The organism is Nitrospirillum amazonense (assembly GCF_007828045.1).
GTDB lineage: Bacteria > Pseudomonadota > Alphaproteobacteria > Azospirillales > Azospirillaceae > Nitrospirillum > Nitrospirillum amazonense_C.
Map to the genome: position 1 here is coordinate 1 of NZ_VITN01000030.1, position 17,661 is coordinate 17,661.

Sequence of the window (17,661 nt, forward strand, 5' to 3'; positions counted from 1 at the left end):
GTAGAGGACTTCCACCTCCAAGTCACAAGCCGGTTACCAACCCGGCTCTCGGTGCTTACGCACCTCGCGCCATGCCTGGCGCACCGAAATGAAAACCCCGCCCACCGGATGGTGGACGGGGCTTCATCATTCACACCGATAAAGCGGGCGATCAGCCGGCTTCGGCCTGCTTCTGGGCGCGCTTGCGGTCGGTCGGATCCAGCAGGCGCTTGCGCAGGCGGATGGACTTCGGCGTCACCTCCACCAGCTCCTCGTCCTCGATGTAGGCCAGGGCCTTTTCCAGGGACATGTCCATCGGGGTGGTCAGGCGCACGGCCTCATCCTTGCCGGCGGCGCGGATGTTGGTCAGCTGCTTGCCCTTCAGCACGTTCACTTCCAGGTCGTTGCCGCGGCTGTGTTCGCCGATGATCATGCCCTGATACACCTTGGCGCCCGGCTCGATCATCATGGGCCCGCGGTCTTCCAGGTTCCACAGGGCGTAGGCCACGGCCTCACCCTCACCGTTGGAGATCAGCACGCCGTTGCGGCGGCCCTGGATGGGGCCCTTGTACGGGGCGTAGCCGTGATACAGGCGGTTCATCAGGCCGGTGCCGCGAGTGTCCGTCAGGAACTCGCTCTGGTAGCCGATCAGGCCGCGCGAGGGCACGTGGAACACCAGGCGCACCTTGCCGCCGCCGGACGGACGCATCTCCAGCATGTCGCCCTTGCGCTCGGAAATCTTCTGCACGACGGCGCCGGAGAATTCCTCGTCCACGTCGACCACGACTTCCTCGATCGGTTCCATACGCTGGCCGTTCTCGTCCGTCTTCAGCAGCACGCGGGGACGGGAAATCGACAGCTCATAGCCTTCGCGGCGCATGTTCTCGATCAGGATGCCCAGCTGTAGTTCGCCACGGCCGGCCACCTCGAACGCGTCGGCGTTCTCGGTCTCGCGGACGCGCAGGGCGACGTTGCCCTCCGCCTCGCGCATCAGGCGGTCGCGGATCATACGGCTGGTGACCTTGTCGCCTTCGCGGCCGGCCAGCGGGCTGTCGTTGACGCTGAAGGTCATGGCCAGGGTCGGCGGGTCGATGGGCTGGGCGGCCAGCGGCTCGGTCACCGACGGCTCGCAGATGGTGTCGGCCACGGTGGTCTTGGTCAGCCCGGCGATGGCGACGATGTCACCCGCCTGCGCCTCTTCCACGCCCACGCGCTCCAGCCCACGGAAGGCCAGCAGCTTGGAGATGCGGCCCTGCTCGATCAGCTTGCCGTCGGCGCTCAGCGCCTTGATGGCCATGTTGGCGCGGGCGGTGCCGGTCTGGATGCGGCCGGTCAGCAGGCGCCCCAGGTAGGGGTTGGCTTCCAGCGTGGTGGCCAACATGGTGAAGGGGGCATCGACATCGACCTTGGGCGCCGGCACGTGGCGGCGCACCAGCTCGAACAGCGGGCGCATGTCCTCACGCGGGGCATCCAGGCTTTCCGCCGCCCAGCCGTTGCGGCCCGAAGCGAACAGGGTGGGGAAGTCCAGCTGCTCGTCGCTGGCGTCCAGCGCCGCGAACAGGTCGAACACCTCGCTGTGCACTTCGTCGGGGCGGGCGTCGGAACGGTCGACCTTGTTGATGACGACGATGGGCTTCAGGCCCAGCTTCAGCGACTTGCCCAGCACGAACTTGGTCTGGGGCAGCGGGCCCTCGGCGGCGTCGCACAGCAGGATGACGCCATCGACCATGCTCAGGATACGCTCCACCTCGCCGCCGAAGTCGGCGTGGCCGGGGGTGTCGACGATGTTGATGCGGGTGCCTTCCCAGAGGACGCTGGTGCACTTCGCCAGGATGGTGATGCCGCGCTCACGCTCCAGGTCGTTGCTGTCCATGGCGCGCTCGGCGACCTGCTGGTTGTCGCGGAAAGCGCCCGACTGGCGCAGCAGCACGTCAACCAAAGTGGTCTTGCCATGGTCGACGTGCGCGATGATGGCGATGTTACGCATATCCATTGGACGCTAATCCCGCGAAGCTTGGGGCCCGGTCCAAAAACGCGACGTGCGCCTGGCGATGGCCCAAAAACAAAAGCCCGCCCCCTGGCGCGGCGCGCCGGGACCGGGTTTCACGGAGCGGAATATAGCTATTGGCAGGGTCGGGAGAAAGGCCCGCCGAAGGGGGTTGGACGCAAGAGGGGGTTACGAGTACCGCAAGGCAGACTATAAATTTGCCACGATGTTGTTGGTTAAGGTCATGTCCGCCGGCCTTTTTCCTCAGTCGGGGTACCCGGCCGGCGCCTGAGCCGTCACAAAGACTTAACGCTGCCCGCCGGCGGATGGGTCGAAAAACAGGAGGCAAAATCCCGTCTGGGCGCTCTGGCGCCCCGGCCTTCATCCGCCTGGCCCCAAAGCCCGCCCGACCACCCGCAGCCGTTGGAGCCCGCGTCGCCCTTCGCCGCCCCCCGCCTTCAGCACCGAGCGCCGGTCCGCCCGATCGCCTTGGCGCTGCTTCCCCCCCTGACCCTGGCCCTGCCCCTGGTGTGCTGGTCCGCGCAGGGCTTCGCCCAAGGTGCGCCCGCGGCCCAGCCGGCGCCCACGCCCGCCACGCCGCCGTCCAAGCCGGACGACGCGGCTGGCAAGGACGCGCCCAAGGACGGTGGTCCCCAAGGCACCGCTGCCCGGACCGCAGATACGCCCGCGGAGTCGTCCGACGATGCGGACACACCCGGCGCCGTGCTGGCCCGCAAGGCGGAGCAGGCGCCCGACGCCGCCCCCGCCGGCCAGCCGGACGCGGAACCGCCGCCCGCGACCTACACCGTGGATTTCCACCCGGCCCCGGGCGTTGAGGCCGACGACGGCCTGATGGATGTGCTGCGCAGCGCCTCTTCCCTCATCACCCTGCAGAACGACCCGCCGTCGTCGCTGCTGGGCCTGGAGAAGCGCATCGACAACGATTACGACAAGCTGGCGGCCGCATTGCGCTCCGAAGGCTATTTCGACGGCAGCGTCATGGTGAAGGTGGACGCGGACGCCAAGCCGGTGGCCGTGGTCATCGAGGTGACGCCGCGCCAGCGCTACACCATCTCCAAGATCACCCTGACCCAGACCGACGGGGCGCCTCCCCCCGGCGGCCCGCTGGATCTGGGCAAACTGCACCTGAAGCCGGGCGACCCCGCCCGGGGGCCGGCCATCCGTGACGCGGAGGCGGCCGTGACACCCCTGATGGCGACGCGCGGCTACGCCCGCGCCAAGGTGGGACAGCGCGACTTGGCGGTGGACGTGCAGGCCCACACCATGGCCGTGGCCTTCACCCTGGACCCGGGGCCGCTGGTGCGCTTCGGCCCCACCACCTTCACCGGGCTGGGCCGCCTGGACCCCGAGGTCGCCTATGGCCGCCTGCCGTGGAAGCCGGGCGACGTGTACGACCCGGCCAAGGTGGATACCGCCCGCAACAAGCTGACGGACCTGGGCGTCTTCTCCCAGGTGCGGGTGGTTTTGGACGACGCGCCGGGCACGGTGCAGCCGGATGGGTCGCGCGAGGTTCCCATGCTGGGCCAGATGGAGGAGCGGGACCGCCACTTCATCAACACCGGCCTGACCTACGGCACCACCGATGGGGCGGCCGCCACCGCCACCTGGGGCGACCGCAACTTCTTGGGCGGAGCGGAGGCGCTGACCGTCACCGGGTCCATCGGCGGCATCGCCCGCAAGAAGTTCCGCGATTCCGACGGGCTGGACTACAGCCTGGGCAGCACCCTGAAGAAGCCTGACTTCCTGGAGACGGACACCACCCTGAACCTGTCGGCGCTGGCGGTCTCCGAACATCCCGAGGCCTATTCGCGCGACGCCATCACCCTGGGCGCCATCGTCACCCACCCGCTGATGCCGCACCTGACGGGCAGCGCCGGCGTGACGCTGGAGCAATCCTCCATCCGGCAGGACCTGACGGGCAACGGCGTGCTGACCACCACCGACAACACCCTGGTGGGCGTGCCGGTGACGCTGAACTTCGACAACACCGACAACCTTTTGAACCCCACGCAGGGTTATCGCTGGAACACCGGCTTCATCCCCTATTTCAGCCCCTTCGGCGACAGCGGCACCTTCGCCATCGGCAAGGCCGGCGGCAGCGGCTATTGGGCGCTGGACGACGCCAAGGCCTATGTCTTCGCGGCGCGGGTGAACCTGGGCGCCGTCTTCGGCGGCTCGCTGGCCCTGGTGCCGGCCGACAAGCGCTTCTTCGCCGGCGGCGGCGGCTCGGTTCGCGGCTACGCCTACCAAAAGGTCGGCCCGCTGGACGTCAACAACGACCCCACCGGCGGCCGGTCGCTGATCGAGACCAGCGCCGAGCTGCGCATCCGCCTGACCGACACCATCGGCCTGGTGCCCTTCATCGACGGCGGCAACGTCTTCGAGTCCGCCTACCCGGACCTGAGCCAGGGCATGCGCTGGGGCGCCGGCCTGGGCGTGCGCTATTTCACCTCTTTCGGTCCCCTGCGCCTGGACGTGGGCGTGCCGCTGGATCGCCGCAGCGGCGACAGCATGTGGCAGCTGTACGTCAGCATCGGCCAGTCCTTCTGACGGAACCCGGCATGTCCGACACCCCCTCACCGCCCGGTCCCGCCCCCGCCCCGCCGCCGCGGCCCCCGCACCGTTCCTGGGGACGGCGCCTGCTGTCGGCCGGCCATGTCGCTGCCTTCGCCATCCTGGGCATCGTCGCCGGCCTGGCCGCCGCGGCGGGCATCGGCCTGTGGTGGATGGACACGGGCTCCGGCCGCGCCTTCGCCACCCGCCAGGCGGAGGCCAATGTGCCGGGCCTGAAGGTGGAGGGCCTGTCTGGCCTGCCCTTCCACCCCCGGGTGGCGCGCGCCACCCTGGTGGATTTGATCACGGGCAAGCCCTGGCTGCTGGTGGAGGATGCGGCGCTGGACTGGCGGCTGCTGCCCCTGGCCCACCGTGAACTGGCCGTGGACGCGCTCAGCGTCCGGCGCATCTGGGTGGCCCAGCCGGCCCCCTCGCTGGAGCCGCCGCCGGACGGCACGGTCAAGGACGACGCGAATCCCCTGACCCTGCCCTTCAGCGTCACCGTGGCCCGCCTGGACCTGCCGCGCATCGAGCTGGCGCCCAGCCTGGCCGGCGGCCAGGGGGCGGCGCTGTCCACCAGCGGCACGGTGCGGCTGGGCCCCAACCTGGACGGCGACAGCCGCCTGACCCTGACCCAGCTGGACGGCGGGGCCGCCCATGGCGACCTGACCGCCCGCTTCACCGCCCCCGGCCTGGCCAGCCCCGGCAGCCTGACCCTGGAGCTGCGGGCGCAGGAGGAGGCGGGCGGCCTGGTGGCCCGCCTGGCCGGCCACCCTGAACTGGGGCCGCTGACCCTGGACCTGACGGGCAGCGGCCCGCTGGACCGGTTCCAGGCGCACCTGGACCTGAAGGAGACGCCGCCGGCGACCAAGGCCGCCGATGGCGGCACCGTCACCCCGCGCGCCGTGGCCCTGGTGGCCGACGTGGGCCTGGCCCGGCCCAAGGACAAGGCCAAGCGCCTCACCCTGGACCTGAAGGCCGCCCCCGGCCGCCTGCTGCCCGACAATCTGGCGTGGATGGCGGGCGACGCCGCCACCCTGCAGACGGCCGCCACCCTGGCCGATGACGGCGCCATCACCCTGGAAAGCCTGGATTTGGCCGCCGCCTTCGGTCGCGTGACCGCCAAGGGCAGCCTGAAGGACAAGGGTGGCGACCTGACCCTGCAACTGGTGCCGGCGGCACCGGAGGCCCTGTCTCCCGCCGTGCCCGGCCTGGCGCTGGGCAAGCTGGACGCCGTGCTGCACACCACCGACCCGGCGGCGGGCAAGGCCGGCGCCAAGAAGCAGCGCGTGGTGACCGCCGATCTGACGGTGGAAGAACTGGGCTACAACGACGCCCACGTGCGCCACCTGACCGCCACCACCCGGCTGCAGGAGGATGGCACCCGGCTGCTGCTGGACCTGACGTCCAAGCTGCAGGGCCTGGACGCGCCCGGGTTGCCCCCCGCCCTGACCGACCATGCCGACCTGGCCCTGACCGGCGCGCTGGACCGCGCCAGCGGCAACATCCAGGTGGACAAGCTGGACCTCACGGGCGGTATCGGCCACCTGACCGGCAGCGGCAGCGCCCAGGCCTGGGGCCGCCAGGCCAAGGGCAGCCTGAAGCTGGCCGATGGCGAGCTGGCCACGCTGATGGCCCTGGCCAATGTGGGGGGCGGCGACGGCAAGGAGCCGCCGTCCGGCGCGAAGCCGGCGCCGGAGGACATCATCACCGGCCGCGTGGCGGCGACGGTGGAGGGCACGGTGGCCGACGGCGTGGCCGAGGGCACGCTGTCCGTCCAGGCGACGGACCTGCGCACCGGCCAGCCGACGGAGGACGCGCTGCTGGCCGGCCGGGCTGAGATCAGCGGCAAGGTCCGCGCCACCCTGGACGGCAAGGACGTGGCGGTCACCCCGCTGACCGTGCGCACCGGCGCCATCGACCTGGCGGGCAACGTCACGCTGAAGGACAACACCCTGACGGCCGACCTGAAGGGCAGCGGCCAGGTGGTGGGCAACCCGGCCAGCGTGGCCGCCCATGTGGTCAAGACGGGCCCCCGCCTGACCGTGCGCGACTTGGCGGCGGCATTGGGCCCGAACAAGCTGGAGGGCGGGCTGGACGCCGACCTGGACCGGCGGCTGGCCACCGGCAAGCTGGCCGCCACCTTTCCCGACCTGTCCAGCCTGGGCGCCCTGGCCGGCACGCGCCTGGCGGGCCGCGCCAAGGCCGACATCGTGCTGGGCGCCGCCGCGGCCGCTCCGGCGCCCGCGCGCCCCATCCGGCAACCCAAGACGAAGAAAGACCAGGCAGCCCCGCCGCCGCCCGCGCCCGCCAGGGGTGCCACCCAGGGCGTGGACCTGAAGGTGGTGCTGGACGAGCTGGTGGTGGAGGACCAGCGCATCCACCAGGCCACCTTGACCGGCCATGTCGATGACGTGCTGGGCAGCCCCCGCCCCAACGTCACCCTGGCAGCCGACGGAATCGAGGCCGGCCAGGTGCTGGTCAACAAGGTGACCGCCGCCTGGCGCGGCACGCTGGGCGAGGGCGACATCACTCTGGCCCTGGACGGCACCACCGGCGTGGGCAGCGTGGGCCACCGCCGCGCTTTCCAGGTGGAAAGCGCCGGCCATCTGACCCAGGCGCCGGAGCCTAGGTCACCCAAGGAAGCGCGGGGGCCCACCGTGGCGCGGCTGGACCAGCTGGACGGCCGCCTGGACCAGACCACCCTGAAGCTGGCGGCCCCCGCCACCATCACCGTGGCCAAGGGCAGCGTGGCGGTGAAGGGCCTGGACGTGGCGCTGGGCACCGGCCGCATTCGCGCCGACCTGGCGCTGAACGGCAAGGAGGTGACGGCGCAGGTGGAGGCGACGGCCCTGCCGCTGGCGCTGGCCGCCCTGGCCGACCCGGCGCTGACCCTGGCCGGCACCCTGGACGCCAAGGTCACGGCCAGTGGCACCGCCGCCAACCCCACGGCCGACGCCACCGTCAGCATCCGCGGCCTGTCCATGCAGCAGCTGGCCGTGACCCTGGACAGCGGGGCGGCCGAGGCGCCGGGCACCGCGCCCGAGGCCGCGCCCGACGGCAAGCCGGCCGTCAGCGCGACCGTCGCCAACAACCCGGCCAACGCCACCGGCGCCGACACCGCCCCCACCAAGAAAAAGACGCTGGAGGTCAAGAACAGCGCCGACCGGCGGCTGAACGCCGACGCCACCCTGACCGCCGCCTGGCGCGGCGGGCGGCTGCGCAGCACCCTGGCGGCCCATACCGCCGACGGTGCCGTGGACCTGAACGCCGAGGCCGACACCCCCCTGGCGCTGACCCCGGAAACCATGTCGCCGGTGATCCAGGGGCCGGTCAGCGCCAAGATCAACGGCCGGACGGAGCTGTCGCGCTACAACGACTTCCTGGCGGCCTCGGCCCAGCGCATCGGCGGCAAGGTCTCGGTCGACCTGGCGGTGGCCGGCACGGTGGCGGATCCGAAGGTTACCGGTTCGGTCGACCTGATCGACGCGAAGTATGAGAACGGCGGCAGCGGCACCCAGATCTTCGGCCTGAACGCCCATCTGGTGGGCGACGCGCGCGGCCTGGCGGTTGAGAAGTTCCACGGCGACACGGCCGACGGCGGTGCCGTGGATTTGAGCGGCCGCATCAACCTGGGCGATCCCAACGCGCAGGAAAAGGCGCCCGTGCTGGACCTGCACGTCACCACCACCAACGCCCGCCTGCTGCGCACCGACCCCATCACCGCCTGGGTGGACAGCGACCTGACGCTGAAGGGCCTGATGAACAAGCCGGACCTGGCCGGCACCGTGCGCCTGCGCGAGACCTGGGTGGGCCTGCCGGACAAGCCGCCGGCCGACGTGGCCGACCTGCCCGTGCGCTACGTCAACGGCCGGCCGCGCCAGCCCCAGAGCCAGATGGCGGCCGCCGGTGGCGGCCTGCTGGTCCACCTGAAGGTGGACATCAAGGCGCGCAACCGCATCTACGTCCAGGGCCGGGGCCTGACGGCGGAGTTCGCCGCCGACATGCAGGCGCGCGGCACCAGCGCCGACCCCCAGCTGACTGGCCGGGTCTATCTGGTGAAGGGCGACTTCAGCGCCCAGGGCCAGACCTTCACCCTGACCAAGAGCGACATCACCTTCACCGGGGACAGCGACCCCCTGCTGGACATCTCCGCCTCCGCCACCAAAGCGGACTTCACGGCCATCCTGAACATCACCGGCCGCCTGTCCAAGCCCACCGTGGCCCTGACCTCGGACCCGCCCCGCCCGCAGGACGAGGTGCTGTCCCGCCTGCTGTTCGACCGGCCCATCAGCCAGATCAGCGCGCTGGAGGCCTTGCAGCTGGCGCAGGGCGTGGCCCAGCTATCAGGCGTGCTGGGCAGCGGCCCGGGCATCCTGGACAACGTGAAGCGCAACCTGGGCATCGACCGGCTGGAATTCTCCAGCGCCGCCGTGGGCTCCAGCGCCTTCGGCACGGTCACCGCCGGCCGCTACATCAACAGCCGCACCTATGTCGGCGTCAGCCAGTCGGTGGGTGGCACCGGTACCAACGTCACCCTGGAATACGCCCTGACCTCCCGCCTGCGCCTGAACGGCGCCGTCGGCAGCACGGACGACACCGTGGGCCTGAAATACCAATGGGATTATTGAAGCAGCCGCCAAGTCAACCGCGCCAGGAAGGCTCCGACCGGTTCGGTTGAGGTCAATCAGGGCCGTTTCGCGCGGAGACTGAAAGCGCCCGAGGAGGAGATAAACGCTGAGGCCAGGGGCGGGCCGCTATTGGCCGCTTCGCCTGTTATTGGGTAATAGTATCCACTATTGAGCAGATGTTAGAGATGATCACGCACCAGTGGATAGAAATTCGCTTCCTCAAAATCGATACGCTTTTTCAGCGCTGTGGCGATCAAGGCCGTCTCGGACATAAATTTCTCGAAGTTGTTTTGAATGGAATTTGAGTTCCAGTCGCCGACGTACTTGGTAAAGGCGCCGGCAATTTCCATCATCTCCGTTTGCATTTTTCTGGCGGTCGACTGCAATTCCGGATTTGTCGAGTTCACCGCCTTGGGATAGACAAACTTGTCTTCCATGGAGAGATGGAAGTTCAGTTTTCCCGACAACTCAATCAATATTGTGACGATCTCCTGAACGGACGGCGGCGCCTCCTGGACCTTCTCCTGCAATTTCTGAACGAGATCGAGCGCTTCCTGATGTTGTTTGATATAGGGGGTGATATTCATGGCTGATCTTTCATAAATATAGTTAAGAAAGACTGAGGCATCCAATGTTAGTTTTTATGCCGCAAAGACATGAAGCATCATTCACACGACTACTCCTTCAGAGCAGCCCGCATGAGTTATGGTATCTTTATAAAATCGTTTCCCCGGACATATGATAGTCAATGCCAGGGTGTGGCGCCATCTTCTTTTACGGGTGTGTTTTTCGATCGAATATTGATTGCTTTTTAATAAAATCTAGAGTGGCGCTTCGTCATCCAACATTCACACAGAATGCCGCGCTCGTGACAATGCGATGGAATACAGGCCTCTTCCCGCCTCACCGCGGCGAAATTCCGCGACTTCCCTTGAAAGCCAGCACTTTATCGCGGCCACCCGTGCGGCCCATGAGCCCACCGTCGCCGGAGTTCACTTACTAATAAACGCCCCGACCAGATCCTGCAGGTTCTCCGGCACCAGGGAGAAGAAGCTGAGCAGGGCCATCAGGCCGACGACGCCCAGCACCACGCCCGTGCCCCGGTTGATCCACATCACGGTGCGCGGGGTGAAGTGGTGGCGGATGAGGAAAGTGCCGCCGCACAGGATGGACCACCAGGTCAGCGAGCCCAGGAAGACACCCAGGGTCATGGTGCCGGCCTTGGCGTGGTCCAGCGCGCCGCCGAAGCCCACAACCACCGTGATGATGCCCATGATGGTGATGGGGTTGGTCACCGTCAGGAACAGGCCGGTGCCGACGGAGCCGATTAGATTGCCGGCATCGGGCGGCGCGTTCTTGCGCTCGTGCGGTTCCTTCAGCAAGGAATGGATGGCGGCCCCGAGCAGGAAGATGCCGCCAATCAGGCGCAGTTCCTTCACATGGCCCAACAGTGCTTCCAGGATGGCGTTGACGCCGAAGGCCGCCACGCCGCCGAAGAAACCGTCGGCCAGGGCGGAGCCGAAGCCGGTGGCGAGACCCGCGATGATGCCCCGCTCCACCGTCCGCCGGATGCACAGCAGCCCGATGGGGCCGACCGGCGCCGCGATGGCCAATCCCAGGACGATACCCCGGATCAACACGCCGAAATCATCGAACAATGCGGACTATCCCTGAGAAGTAAGGCAGGCGGCACCCCGGAGGGTTCCGGGCGCGGACGCCGCACTGAACATGGGGCCGCCCCCGTGATGCAACATCGGCGCACCGGGCGCAACGCCTAAGGCGACCTATCCCCCGTCTACCGCGACGGGGCTCAGGAAAAATAGGGTGTCAAACCCCGCCGAACAGGTCGCGCACGCCCAGTTCGTCGCCGCGCCGCCGCTCCAGCTCCTGCGAATAGCGGCGCAGGGCGTAGGCCTCGGTCAGGTAACCGACGACGCGGCGGCTGCTGACCCCCTCCACCACCGGCAGGCTGTCGGCGTCCCAGTCGGCGAAGCGCTGCAAGGCCATGCGCACCGACTGGTCGGGCAGCAGGAAATGCTCACGGTCGCGCGCCAGCTCCGCCGCCCGCTGGTCGGCCGGCAGCTCGTGCTGGGGGTCGTGCACGGCGTTCATGTCCACCCGGCCGGCGAAGGCGCCGTTGGGATCCAGGGCGAACACCGTCTTGGCGCTGCCGGGCGGGTAGTGGCCGCGCAGGGCGCCCAGGGTGATGTCGGCCGGCACCGTCTTGGGGTCGCCGCGCATCAGCCGGCCCACGGTCATGTCCTTGACCCAGCCGATGTCGTGACCGCCCCGGATCTGCACGCCGCGCTGGTGGAAGCGCCAGGTGGCGAAGGAATAGCCGAAGGTCTCGCGCACCAGCAGGGTGGAGGCGATGACGCCCATGAGCACGCCGGCCGAGGCGCGCAGGTCGCCCGTCAGCTCCAGCACCAGCAGCACCATGGTCACGGGCGCGCCCACCACGGCGGCGGCGAAGGACCCCATGCCCACCAGCATGACGGCGGAGCGTTGGGCCACCAGGTCCCAAGGCAGCAGGGTCCCGATGTCGGACACCATGCTGCCGAACAGGCTGCCCAGCAGCAGCGAGGCGCTGAACAGGCCGCCGCGGAAGCCGGCGCCCAGGCACAGGGCGGACGCCACCACCTTGGCCACCAGCATCACGAAGGCCAGGCCCAGGCCGTAGCCGTGGTCGAAGCCGTACTGCAGCGCGCCCTGCCCACCCCCCAGCACCCCCGGGAGCGCCAGGGCCATGGGCCCCAGCAGCAGGCCGCCCAGGATGGGGTGGACGGCACGCGGAATCGGCAGCTGGCGGAACAGTCGTTCCGCATAGGTGACGGCCTGCATGGTGAGGATGGCCAGGGCGCCGGCGGCCAATCCCACCAGCAGGAAGGTCGCGAAATCGCCGCCCCGGATGACCGGTGGCTCGGCCAGGATGAACAGGGCCGGGCGGTTCAGCGCCATCTGCGCCACCTGGTTCGCCACCACGGCGGCGACGCAGACGGGCGCCAACGTCGCCATGGTATAGGTGCCGATGACCAGTTCGAACGCGTAGAAGGCGCCCGCCAGGGGGGCGGTGAAGGCGGCGGAGATGGCCGCCGCCGCCCCGCAGCCCACCAGGGTGCGCAGATCGTTGCGCCGCAGGTTCAGCCGCCGGCCGAAGTTGGACGCCAAGCCGGCGCCGGTCTGGGTGAAAGCCGCCTCCATCCCCACCGAACCGCCGGCGCCATGCGACACGACGATGGACAGGGTCAGGCGCAGGCTGTCGCGCAGGGACATGCGGCCGCCATACAGGGCGTTGGCTTCGATGGGGTCGACGGTGTCGCGGGCGCGGCGGAACAGCAGGCCCAGGCCCGCCAGCAGGGCGCCGCCCACCACGGGTGCCGCCAGCGCCAGGCTGGACGGGATGAACAGCGCGCTGCTGATGTGATCGCCGAACGGCACCTTGAATGCCAGGCTGTGCAGCGCCAGCACCAGGGCGTGCAGCCCCGCCACCGCCAGGCCCACGCCGATGCCCACCGGCACGCTGAGCAAGGCCAGGGACAGTTCGGAGGAGCGCAGGCCCTTGGGCGTCAGGGCATGGGTCAGCGCCCGCCAGACCACCGGCAGGCGGCGGCTGGCGCGCCGGCGGGGGCCACCCTGTTGCGGTCCGTGGGTGGAGCCCAGGGCGCCCGCGGCCGTCCCGTCCGCCTCCGCCTCTGGCGCGGACTCCGGGCCAGGGGGCGCGGCCGGTGTCTGCGGGGAAGGCGGGAAGGTATCCATGGTATCGGGGAAATGGGGCCGCGTCCGATCAGGACAAGGGTGATAGCAGGGGACCGGCCCGATATGGGCGATAAAAGCGGCGCTTCTATGGAAAAGGGCGGCCGTCCCGGAGGACGCCGCCCTTTAGTCCCGCATCGCGGCCAGCGGCCGGATCAGCCGAAGCGGCCGGTGATGTACTGCTCGGTCTTCTCTTCCTTGGGCGCGGTGAAGATGGTGTCGGTGGCGCCATATTCCACCAGTTCGCCCAGGTACATGAAGGCGGTGAAGTCGGAGACGCGGGCCGCCTGCTGCATATTGTGCGTGACGATGGCGATGCAGTAGTCGGGCTTCAGCTCATCCACCAGTTCCTCGATCTTGGAGGTGGAGATGGGGTCCAGCGCCGAGGTCGGCTCGTCCAGCAGCAGCACGGCCGGACGCACGGCCACGGCACGGGCGATGCACAGGCGCTGCTGCTGGCCGCCGGACAGCGACAGGCCGCTCTGGCGCAGCTTGTCCTTGACCTCGGTCCACAGCGCGGTCTTGCGCAGCGCCTCTTCCACGCGCACGTCCATGTCGGCGCGGCTCAGCTTCTCATACAGCCGGATGCCGTAGGCGACGTTGTCGTAGATCGACATGGGGAAGGGCGTCGGCTTCTGGAACACCATGCCGACGCGGGCGCGCAGCAGGTTCAGGTCCTGCTTGGGCGACAGCAGGTTCTCGCCGTCCAGCAGCACCTCGCCCTCGGCCCGCTGGTTGGGGTAGAGGTCGTAGATGCGGTTCAGGATGCGCAGCAGCGTGGACTTGCCGCAGCCGGACGGGCCGATGAAGGCCGTCACCCGCTTGTCGAACAGCGGCAGGTTGATGTGACGCAGGGCGTGGAAGCCGCCGTAATAGAAGTTCAGGTTGCGGACGCTGATCTTCTCGCGCATGTCGCCGTCGGTGGCGAGCGCCGCCTGGGACTGTTCCGCCGTCATGGAAAGCGCGGTCATGGGGATCACTGGCCTTTCTTGGTGCCGATGGAAGCGAGCATGCGGGCGCCGATGTTGAGCGCGAGGATGGCGACCGTGATGAGGAGCGAACCGCCCCACGCCAGGCGCTGCCAGTCCTCATAGGGGCTGAGCGCGAACTGGAAGATGGTGACCGGCAGGTTCGCCATGGGAGCGTTCATGTTGACGCTCCAGAACTGGTTGTTCAGGGCGGTGAACAGCAGGGGCGCCGTCTCGCCGCTGATGCGGGCCACGGCCAGCAGGATGCCGGTCATGATGCCGCTGCGGGCGGCGCGGTAGGTCACCTGCACGATGACCTTCCAGCGCGGGGCGCCCAGGGCGGCGGCGGCCTCGCGCAGGGAACCGGGGACCAGGTTCAGCATGTCCTCGGTCGTGCGCACCACCACGGGGATGACCAGCACGGCCAGCGAGATGGACCCAGCCCAGGCGGAGAAGTGGCCCATGGGGACCACGACGATGGTGTAGATGAACAGGCCGACGATGATGGACGGCGCGGACAGCAGGATGTCGTTGATGAAGCGGGTGACCTCCGCCAGCTTCGTGCCCTTGCCGTATTCCGCCAGGTAGGTGCCGGCCATGATGCCGATGGGCGTACCGATGAGCATGCCCAGCACGGTCATCACCAGGCTGCCGAAGATGGCGTTGAGCAGGCCGCCGGTGCTGCCGGGCGGCGGGGTGTTCTGGGTGAACAGCCCCAGGCTGATGGCGCTGAGGCCGTTGATCAGCAGGACCGCCAGGATCCAGACCAGCCACAGCAGGCCGAAGACGGCGGCGCCCACGGCCAGGCCCATGGTGATGGTGTTGCCAACCTTGCGGCGCTTATAGCGGCCCATCGCGAAGTTGGTGCCGGGGGGGGAGGTGTCAGTGATGGCCATGGATCAGGTCCCCGCCTTGCGGTTCATGCGCACCAGCATCAGCTTGGCCAGCGACAGCACGATGAAGGTGATCACGAAGAGCACCAGGCCCAGCGCGATCAGGGAGGAGGTGTAGGTGTCGCCCACCGCCTCGGTGAACTCGTTGGCGATGGCGGCAGAGATGGTGGTGCCCGGCGCCAGCAGCGAGGAGGCGATGCGGTGCGAGTTGCCGATGACGAAGGTCACCGCCATGGTCTCACCCAGCGCGCGGCCCAGGCCCAGCATGACGCCGCCCACCAGGCCCACGCGGGTGTAGGGGATGGTGATGTCGCGCACCACCTCCCACGTCGTGGCGCCCAGGCCATAGGCGCTTTCGCGCAGCATGGTGGGCATGGTCTCGAACACGTCGCGGGTGATGGAGGTGATGAAGGGCAGGATCATGATGGCCAGGATCAGGCCGGCCGTCAGCACGCCGATGCCGTAGGGCGGGCCCTTGAACCAGACGCCGATGCCCGGGACGTTGCCCAGCGTGTTGATCAGGAAGGGCTGCACGGTCCGCTGCAGGAAGGGCGCGAACACGAACAGGCCCCAGATGCCGTAGATGATGCTGGGGATACCCGCCAGCAACTCGACCGCGATGCCGATGGGCCGCTTGGCCCAAGCGGGGCACAGCTCGGTCAGGAAGATGGCGATGCCGAAACTGACGGGCACGCCCACCAGCATGGCGATGGCCGAGGTGACCAGCGTGCCATAGATGGGCGCCAGGGCGCCGAACTTCTCCGTCACCGGGTTCCAGATCTCGGTCGTGACGAAGCCGAAGCCGAAGGCCTTCAGGGCCGGCAGCGCGCCGTGAATGAGCGAGATGATGACACCGCCCAGGAGCGTCAGCACCAAGAGGGCGAAAAATAGGGTGGCGCCGCGAAACAGAAGGTCGTTGCGGCGCTGCGTGCGCGCCCGCGGACTTTCCGCGCTGATGTCCGATGCCTTTACCGCCATGTCCACCAAAGCACCCCTCCGGCCGTAGGCCCTGCGACAACTCGAAACGCGATGACCTAAAAAACCCGGATGTCTATCAAGGAAGCCGACAAGGAGGGAGAGGAGCCGTAGGCGCCCCCTCTCCCGACCCTTGTCCCCCGAGGCCGAAGCCTCGCGGGCGCTTCCTTTTACCCGAGGACTCTTACTTCGACCAGACGGGCTTGCCGTCGGCGGTCTTCACCGTGGCCCAGGACTTCTGGACTTGGGCGACCACGGCGGCCGGCATCGGGACGTAGTCCAGCTGCTCGGCGGCGGCCTGGCCATTGTTGTAGGCCCAGTCGAAGAACTTCAGGGCCTCGGCGACGGCGGCACCGTCCTGCGGCTGGCTGTAGACCAGGATGAAGCTGGCGCCGGTGATCGGCCAGCTGTCGGCACCGGGCTGGTCGACCAGCACCAGGTAGAAGCCCGGGGCGTTGGCCCAGTCGGCACCGGCGGCGGCGGCCTGGAAGGCCTTGATCTCCGGGCTGACGACCTTGCCGTCATGGTTCTTCAGCTTGGTGAAGGTCAGGCTGTTCTGCTTGGCGTAGGCGTACTCGACATAGCCGATGGCGCCGTCGGTCAGCTTCACCATGTTGGCGACGCCTTCATTGCCCTTGGCGCCCAGGCCGGCGGCCCACTGCACCGACGTGTTGGCGCCGACGCGTTCCGCGAATTCCTTGTCTTCCTTGGACAGGTAGGTGGTCCACAGGAAGTTCGTGCCCGACCCGTCGGAACGGTACACCGGGACGATGGAGGTCTTGGGCAGGTTCAGGCCGGGGTTCTGCGCCTTGATGGCCGGGTCGTCCCACGAGGCGATCTGGCCCAGGTAGATCTTGGCGATGGTCGGGCCGTCCAGCTGGATCTGGCCGGGGGCGATGCCCTTCACGTTCACGACCGGGACGACGCCGCCCATGATCATCGGGAACTGCTGCAGGCCCGCTTCCTTCAGCTCTTCAGCCTTCAGGGGCATGTCGGAGGCGCCGAACGTGACCGTCTTCGCCTTGATCTGCTTGATGCCGCCGCCGGAACCGATGGACTGGTAGTTCAGGCCCACGCCGGTCTTGGCCTTATAGGCCTCGGCCCACTTGGCGTAGATGGGGTACGGGAAGGTGGCGCCGGCGCCGCTGATGTCGGCAGCCTGGGCGGCGCCCACCATCACCACCGCGGCCGCGGCGGCAACCATGCCCTTCAGCAGGTTCTTCGGTTGAAAGTTCACGGGATTCCCCCACGGGTTGGAACGTCTTAGTCGACCATCTCGGGGCCCCGGCCGATCCGCCCAGGGGTAAGCCCCCGCGACCGCTTCCTGATCCCGCCTCGACGGGCGGACCCTAGATTCCGGGTCCTGAACCTTTGGTGACGACTCTGTTACAGTTTTGTGAAACCATGGGCGCTTTGTCGCAGGGCTACCCCCCGTTCACGCCCCGTACCCGCCGGCAGCGCTGACGCGCCGCGGCAACACCAGCCAGAACCCGGTGGTTCCCCTGAGTCAACGCCGATTCTCAATTTCTTTTCAAGTGTCGGCGGATGCGCAACCTCGCCGCCATTTTTTCTGCACCGCAGCGGCATCCTCACGGTCGCCATAAGCAGGCCCCGGGGTGCGCCCTATTCACAACACTATAGATACAGTCGATCCGCCCACCCTCTTTTTTCGGCCCGCCGCACCCGTCCGGACTCTACTGCTGTAGTCCCGGATTTGTTGCCCCGCCTTACTTTAAGCCCCCTAAAACGCCCGACTCGAAACTGTTGCAACGGCGCCACAGCTAGCCCCTTTCATAAATCTGTCAACCTTTAGCAGTCTCGCTGTCATGCTATATTGCTACCGAGCGCTTCGTTAGGGCCGCAGCCCAAACGCTCCAAACGCGTGACGTCGGCCCCGAAAC

Annotated in this window: 10 protein-coding genes; 2 read left to right on the plus strand and 8 right to left on the minus strand. The window is 68.4% G+C overall.

Going from position 1 to position 17,661, the window contains the following annotated elements; translation table 11 throughout:
* Positions 1-151 precede the first annotated feature (151 nt).
* A complete protein-coding gene (gene typA / locus FBZ89_RS27690; RefSeq protein ID WP_145754051.1) occupies positions 152-1,972 on the minus strand; it encodes a translational GTPase TypA in 1,821 nt (606 codons plus the stop codon).
* Between the two features lie 483 nt (positions 1,973-2,455).
* On the opposite strand from typA, the gene FBZ89_RS27695 reads away from it, so the two are divergent.
* On the plus strand, positions 2,456-4,537 hold the full coding sequence (locus FBZ89_RS27695) for an autotransporter assembly complex protein TamA (RefSeq protein WP_145754053.1): 2,082 nt from the start codon (positions 2,456-2,458) through the stop codon (positions 4,535-4,537).
* Positions 4,538-4,548: 11 nt separating this feature from the next.
* Positions 4,549-9,171 carry a translocation/assembly module TamB domain-containing protein gene (locus tag FBZ89_RS31995; protein ID WP_145754054.1) on the plus strand — a complete coding sequence of 1,541 codons (4,623 nt, stop codon included), beginning with the start codon at positions 4,549-4,551 and terminating at the stop codon, positions 9,169-9,171.
* Positions 9,172-9,350: 179 nt separating this feature from the next.
* On the opposite strand, the gene FBZ89_RS27705 is transcribed toward FBZ89_RS31995, so the two are convergent.
* The 7 genes from FBZ89_RS27705 to pstS form a co-directional block, all read right to left on the minus strand.
* A complete protein-coding gene (locus FBZ89_RS27705) occupies positions 9,351-9,758 on the minus strand; it encodes a hemerythrin domain-containing protein (RefSeq protein ID WP_145754056.1) in 408 nt (135 codons plus the stop codon).
* 405 nt (positions 9,759-10,163) lie between these two features.
* A complete protein-coding gene (locus FBZ89_RS27710; protein ID WP_145754058.1) occupies positions 10,164-10,829 on the minus strand; it encodes a LysE/ArgO family amino acid transporter in 666 nt (221 codons plus the stop codon).
* A 169-nt stretch (positions 10,830-10,998) separates the two neighbouring features.
* The gene (locus FBZ89_RS27715) at positions 10,999-12,927 is read right to left on the minus strand and encodes a chloride channel protein (protein WP_145754059.1); all 1,929 of its coding nucleotides are present in this window, start codon (positions 12,925-12,927) and stop codon (positions 10,999-11,001) included.
* 152 nt (positions 12,928-13,079) lie between these two features.
* Complete coding sequence (gene pstB / locus FBZ89_RS27720; RefSeq protein WP_186457620.1) at positions 13,080-13,895, minus strand: phosphate ABC transporter ATP-binding protein PstB; 816 nt, start codon at positions 13,893-13,895, stop codon at positions 13,080-13,082.
* A 5-nt stretch (positions 13,896-13,900) separates the two neighbouring features.
* Complete coding sequence (gene pstA / locus FBZ89_RS27725) at positions 13,901-14,788, minus strand: phosphate ABC transporter permease PstA (protein ID WP_145754061.1); 888 nt, start codon at positions 14,786-14,788, stop codon at positions 13,901-13,903.
* A gap of 3 nt (positions 14,789-14,791) precedes the next feature.
* A complete protein-coding gene (pstC, locus tag FBZ89_RS27730) occupies positions 14,792-15,763 on the minus strand; it encodes a phosphate ABC transporter permease subunit PstC (protein ID WP_145754102.1) in 972 nt (323 codons plus the stop codon).
* Positions 15,764-15,944: 181 nt separating this feature from the next.
* Complete coding sequence (gene pstS, locus FBZ89_RS27735; protein ID WP_246172762.1) at positions 15,945-16,997, minus strand: phosphate ABC transporter substrate-binding protein PstS; 1,053 nt, start codon at positions 16,995-16,997, stop codon at positions 15,945-15,947.
* Between the last annotated feature and the right edge of the window lie 664 nt (positions 16,998-17,661).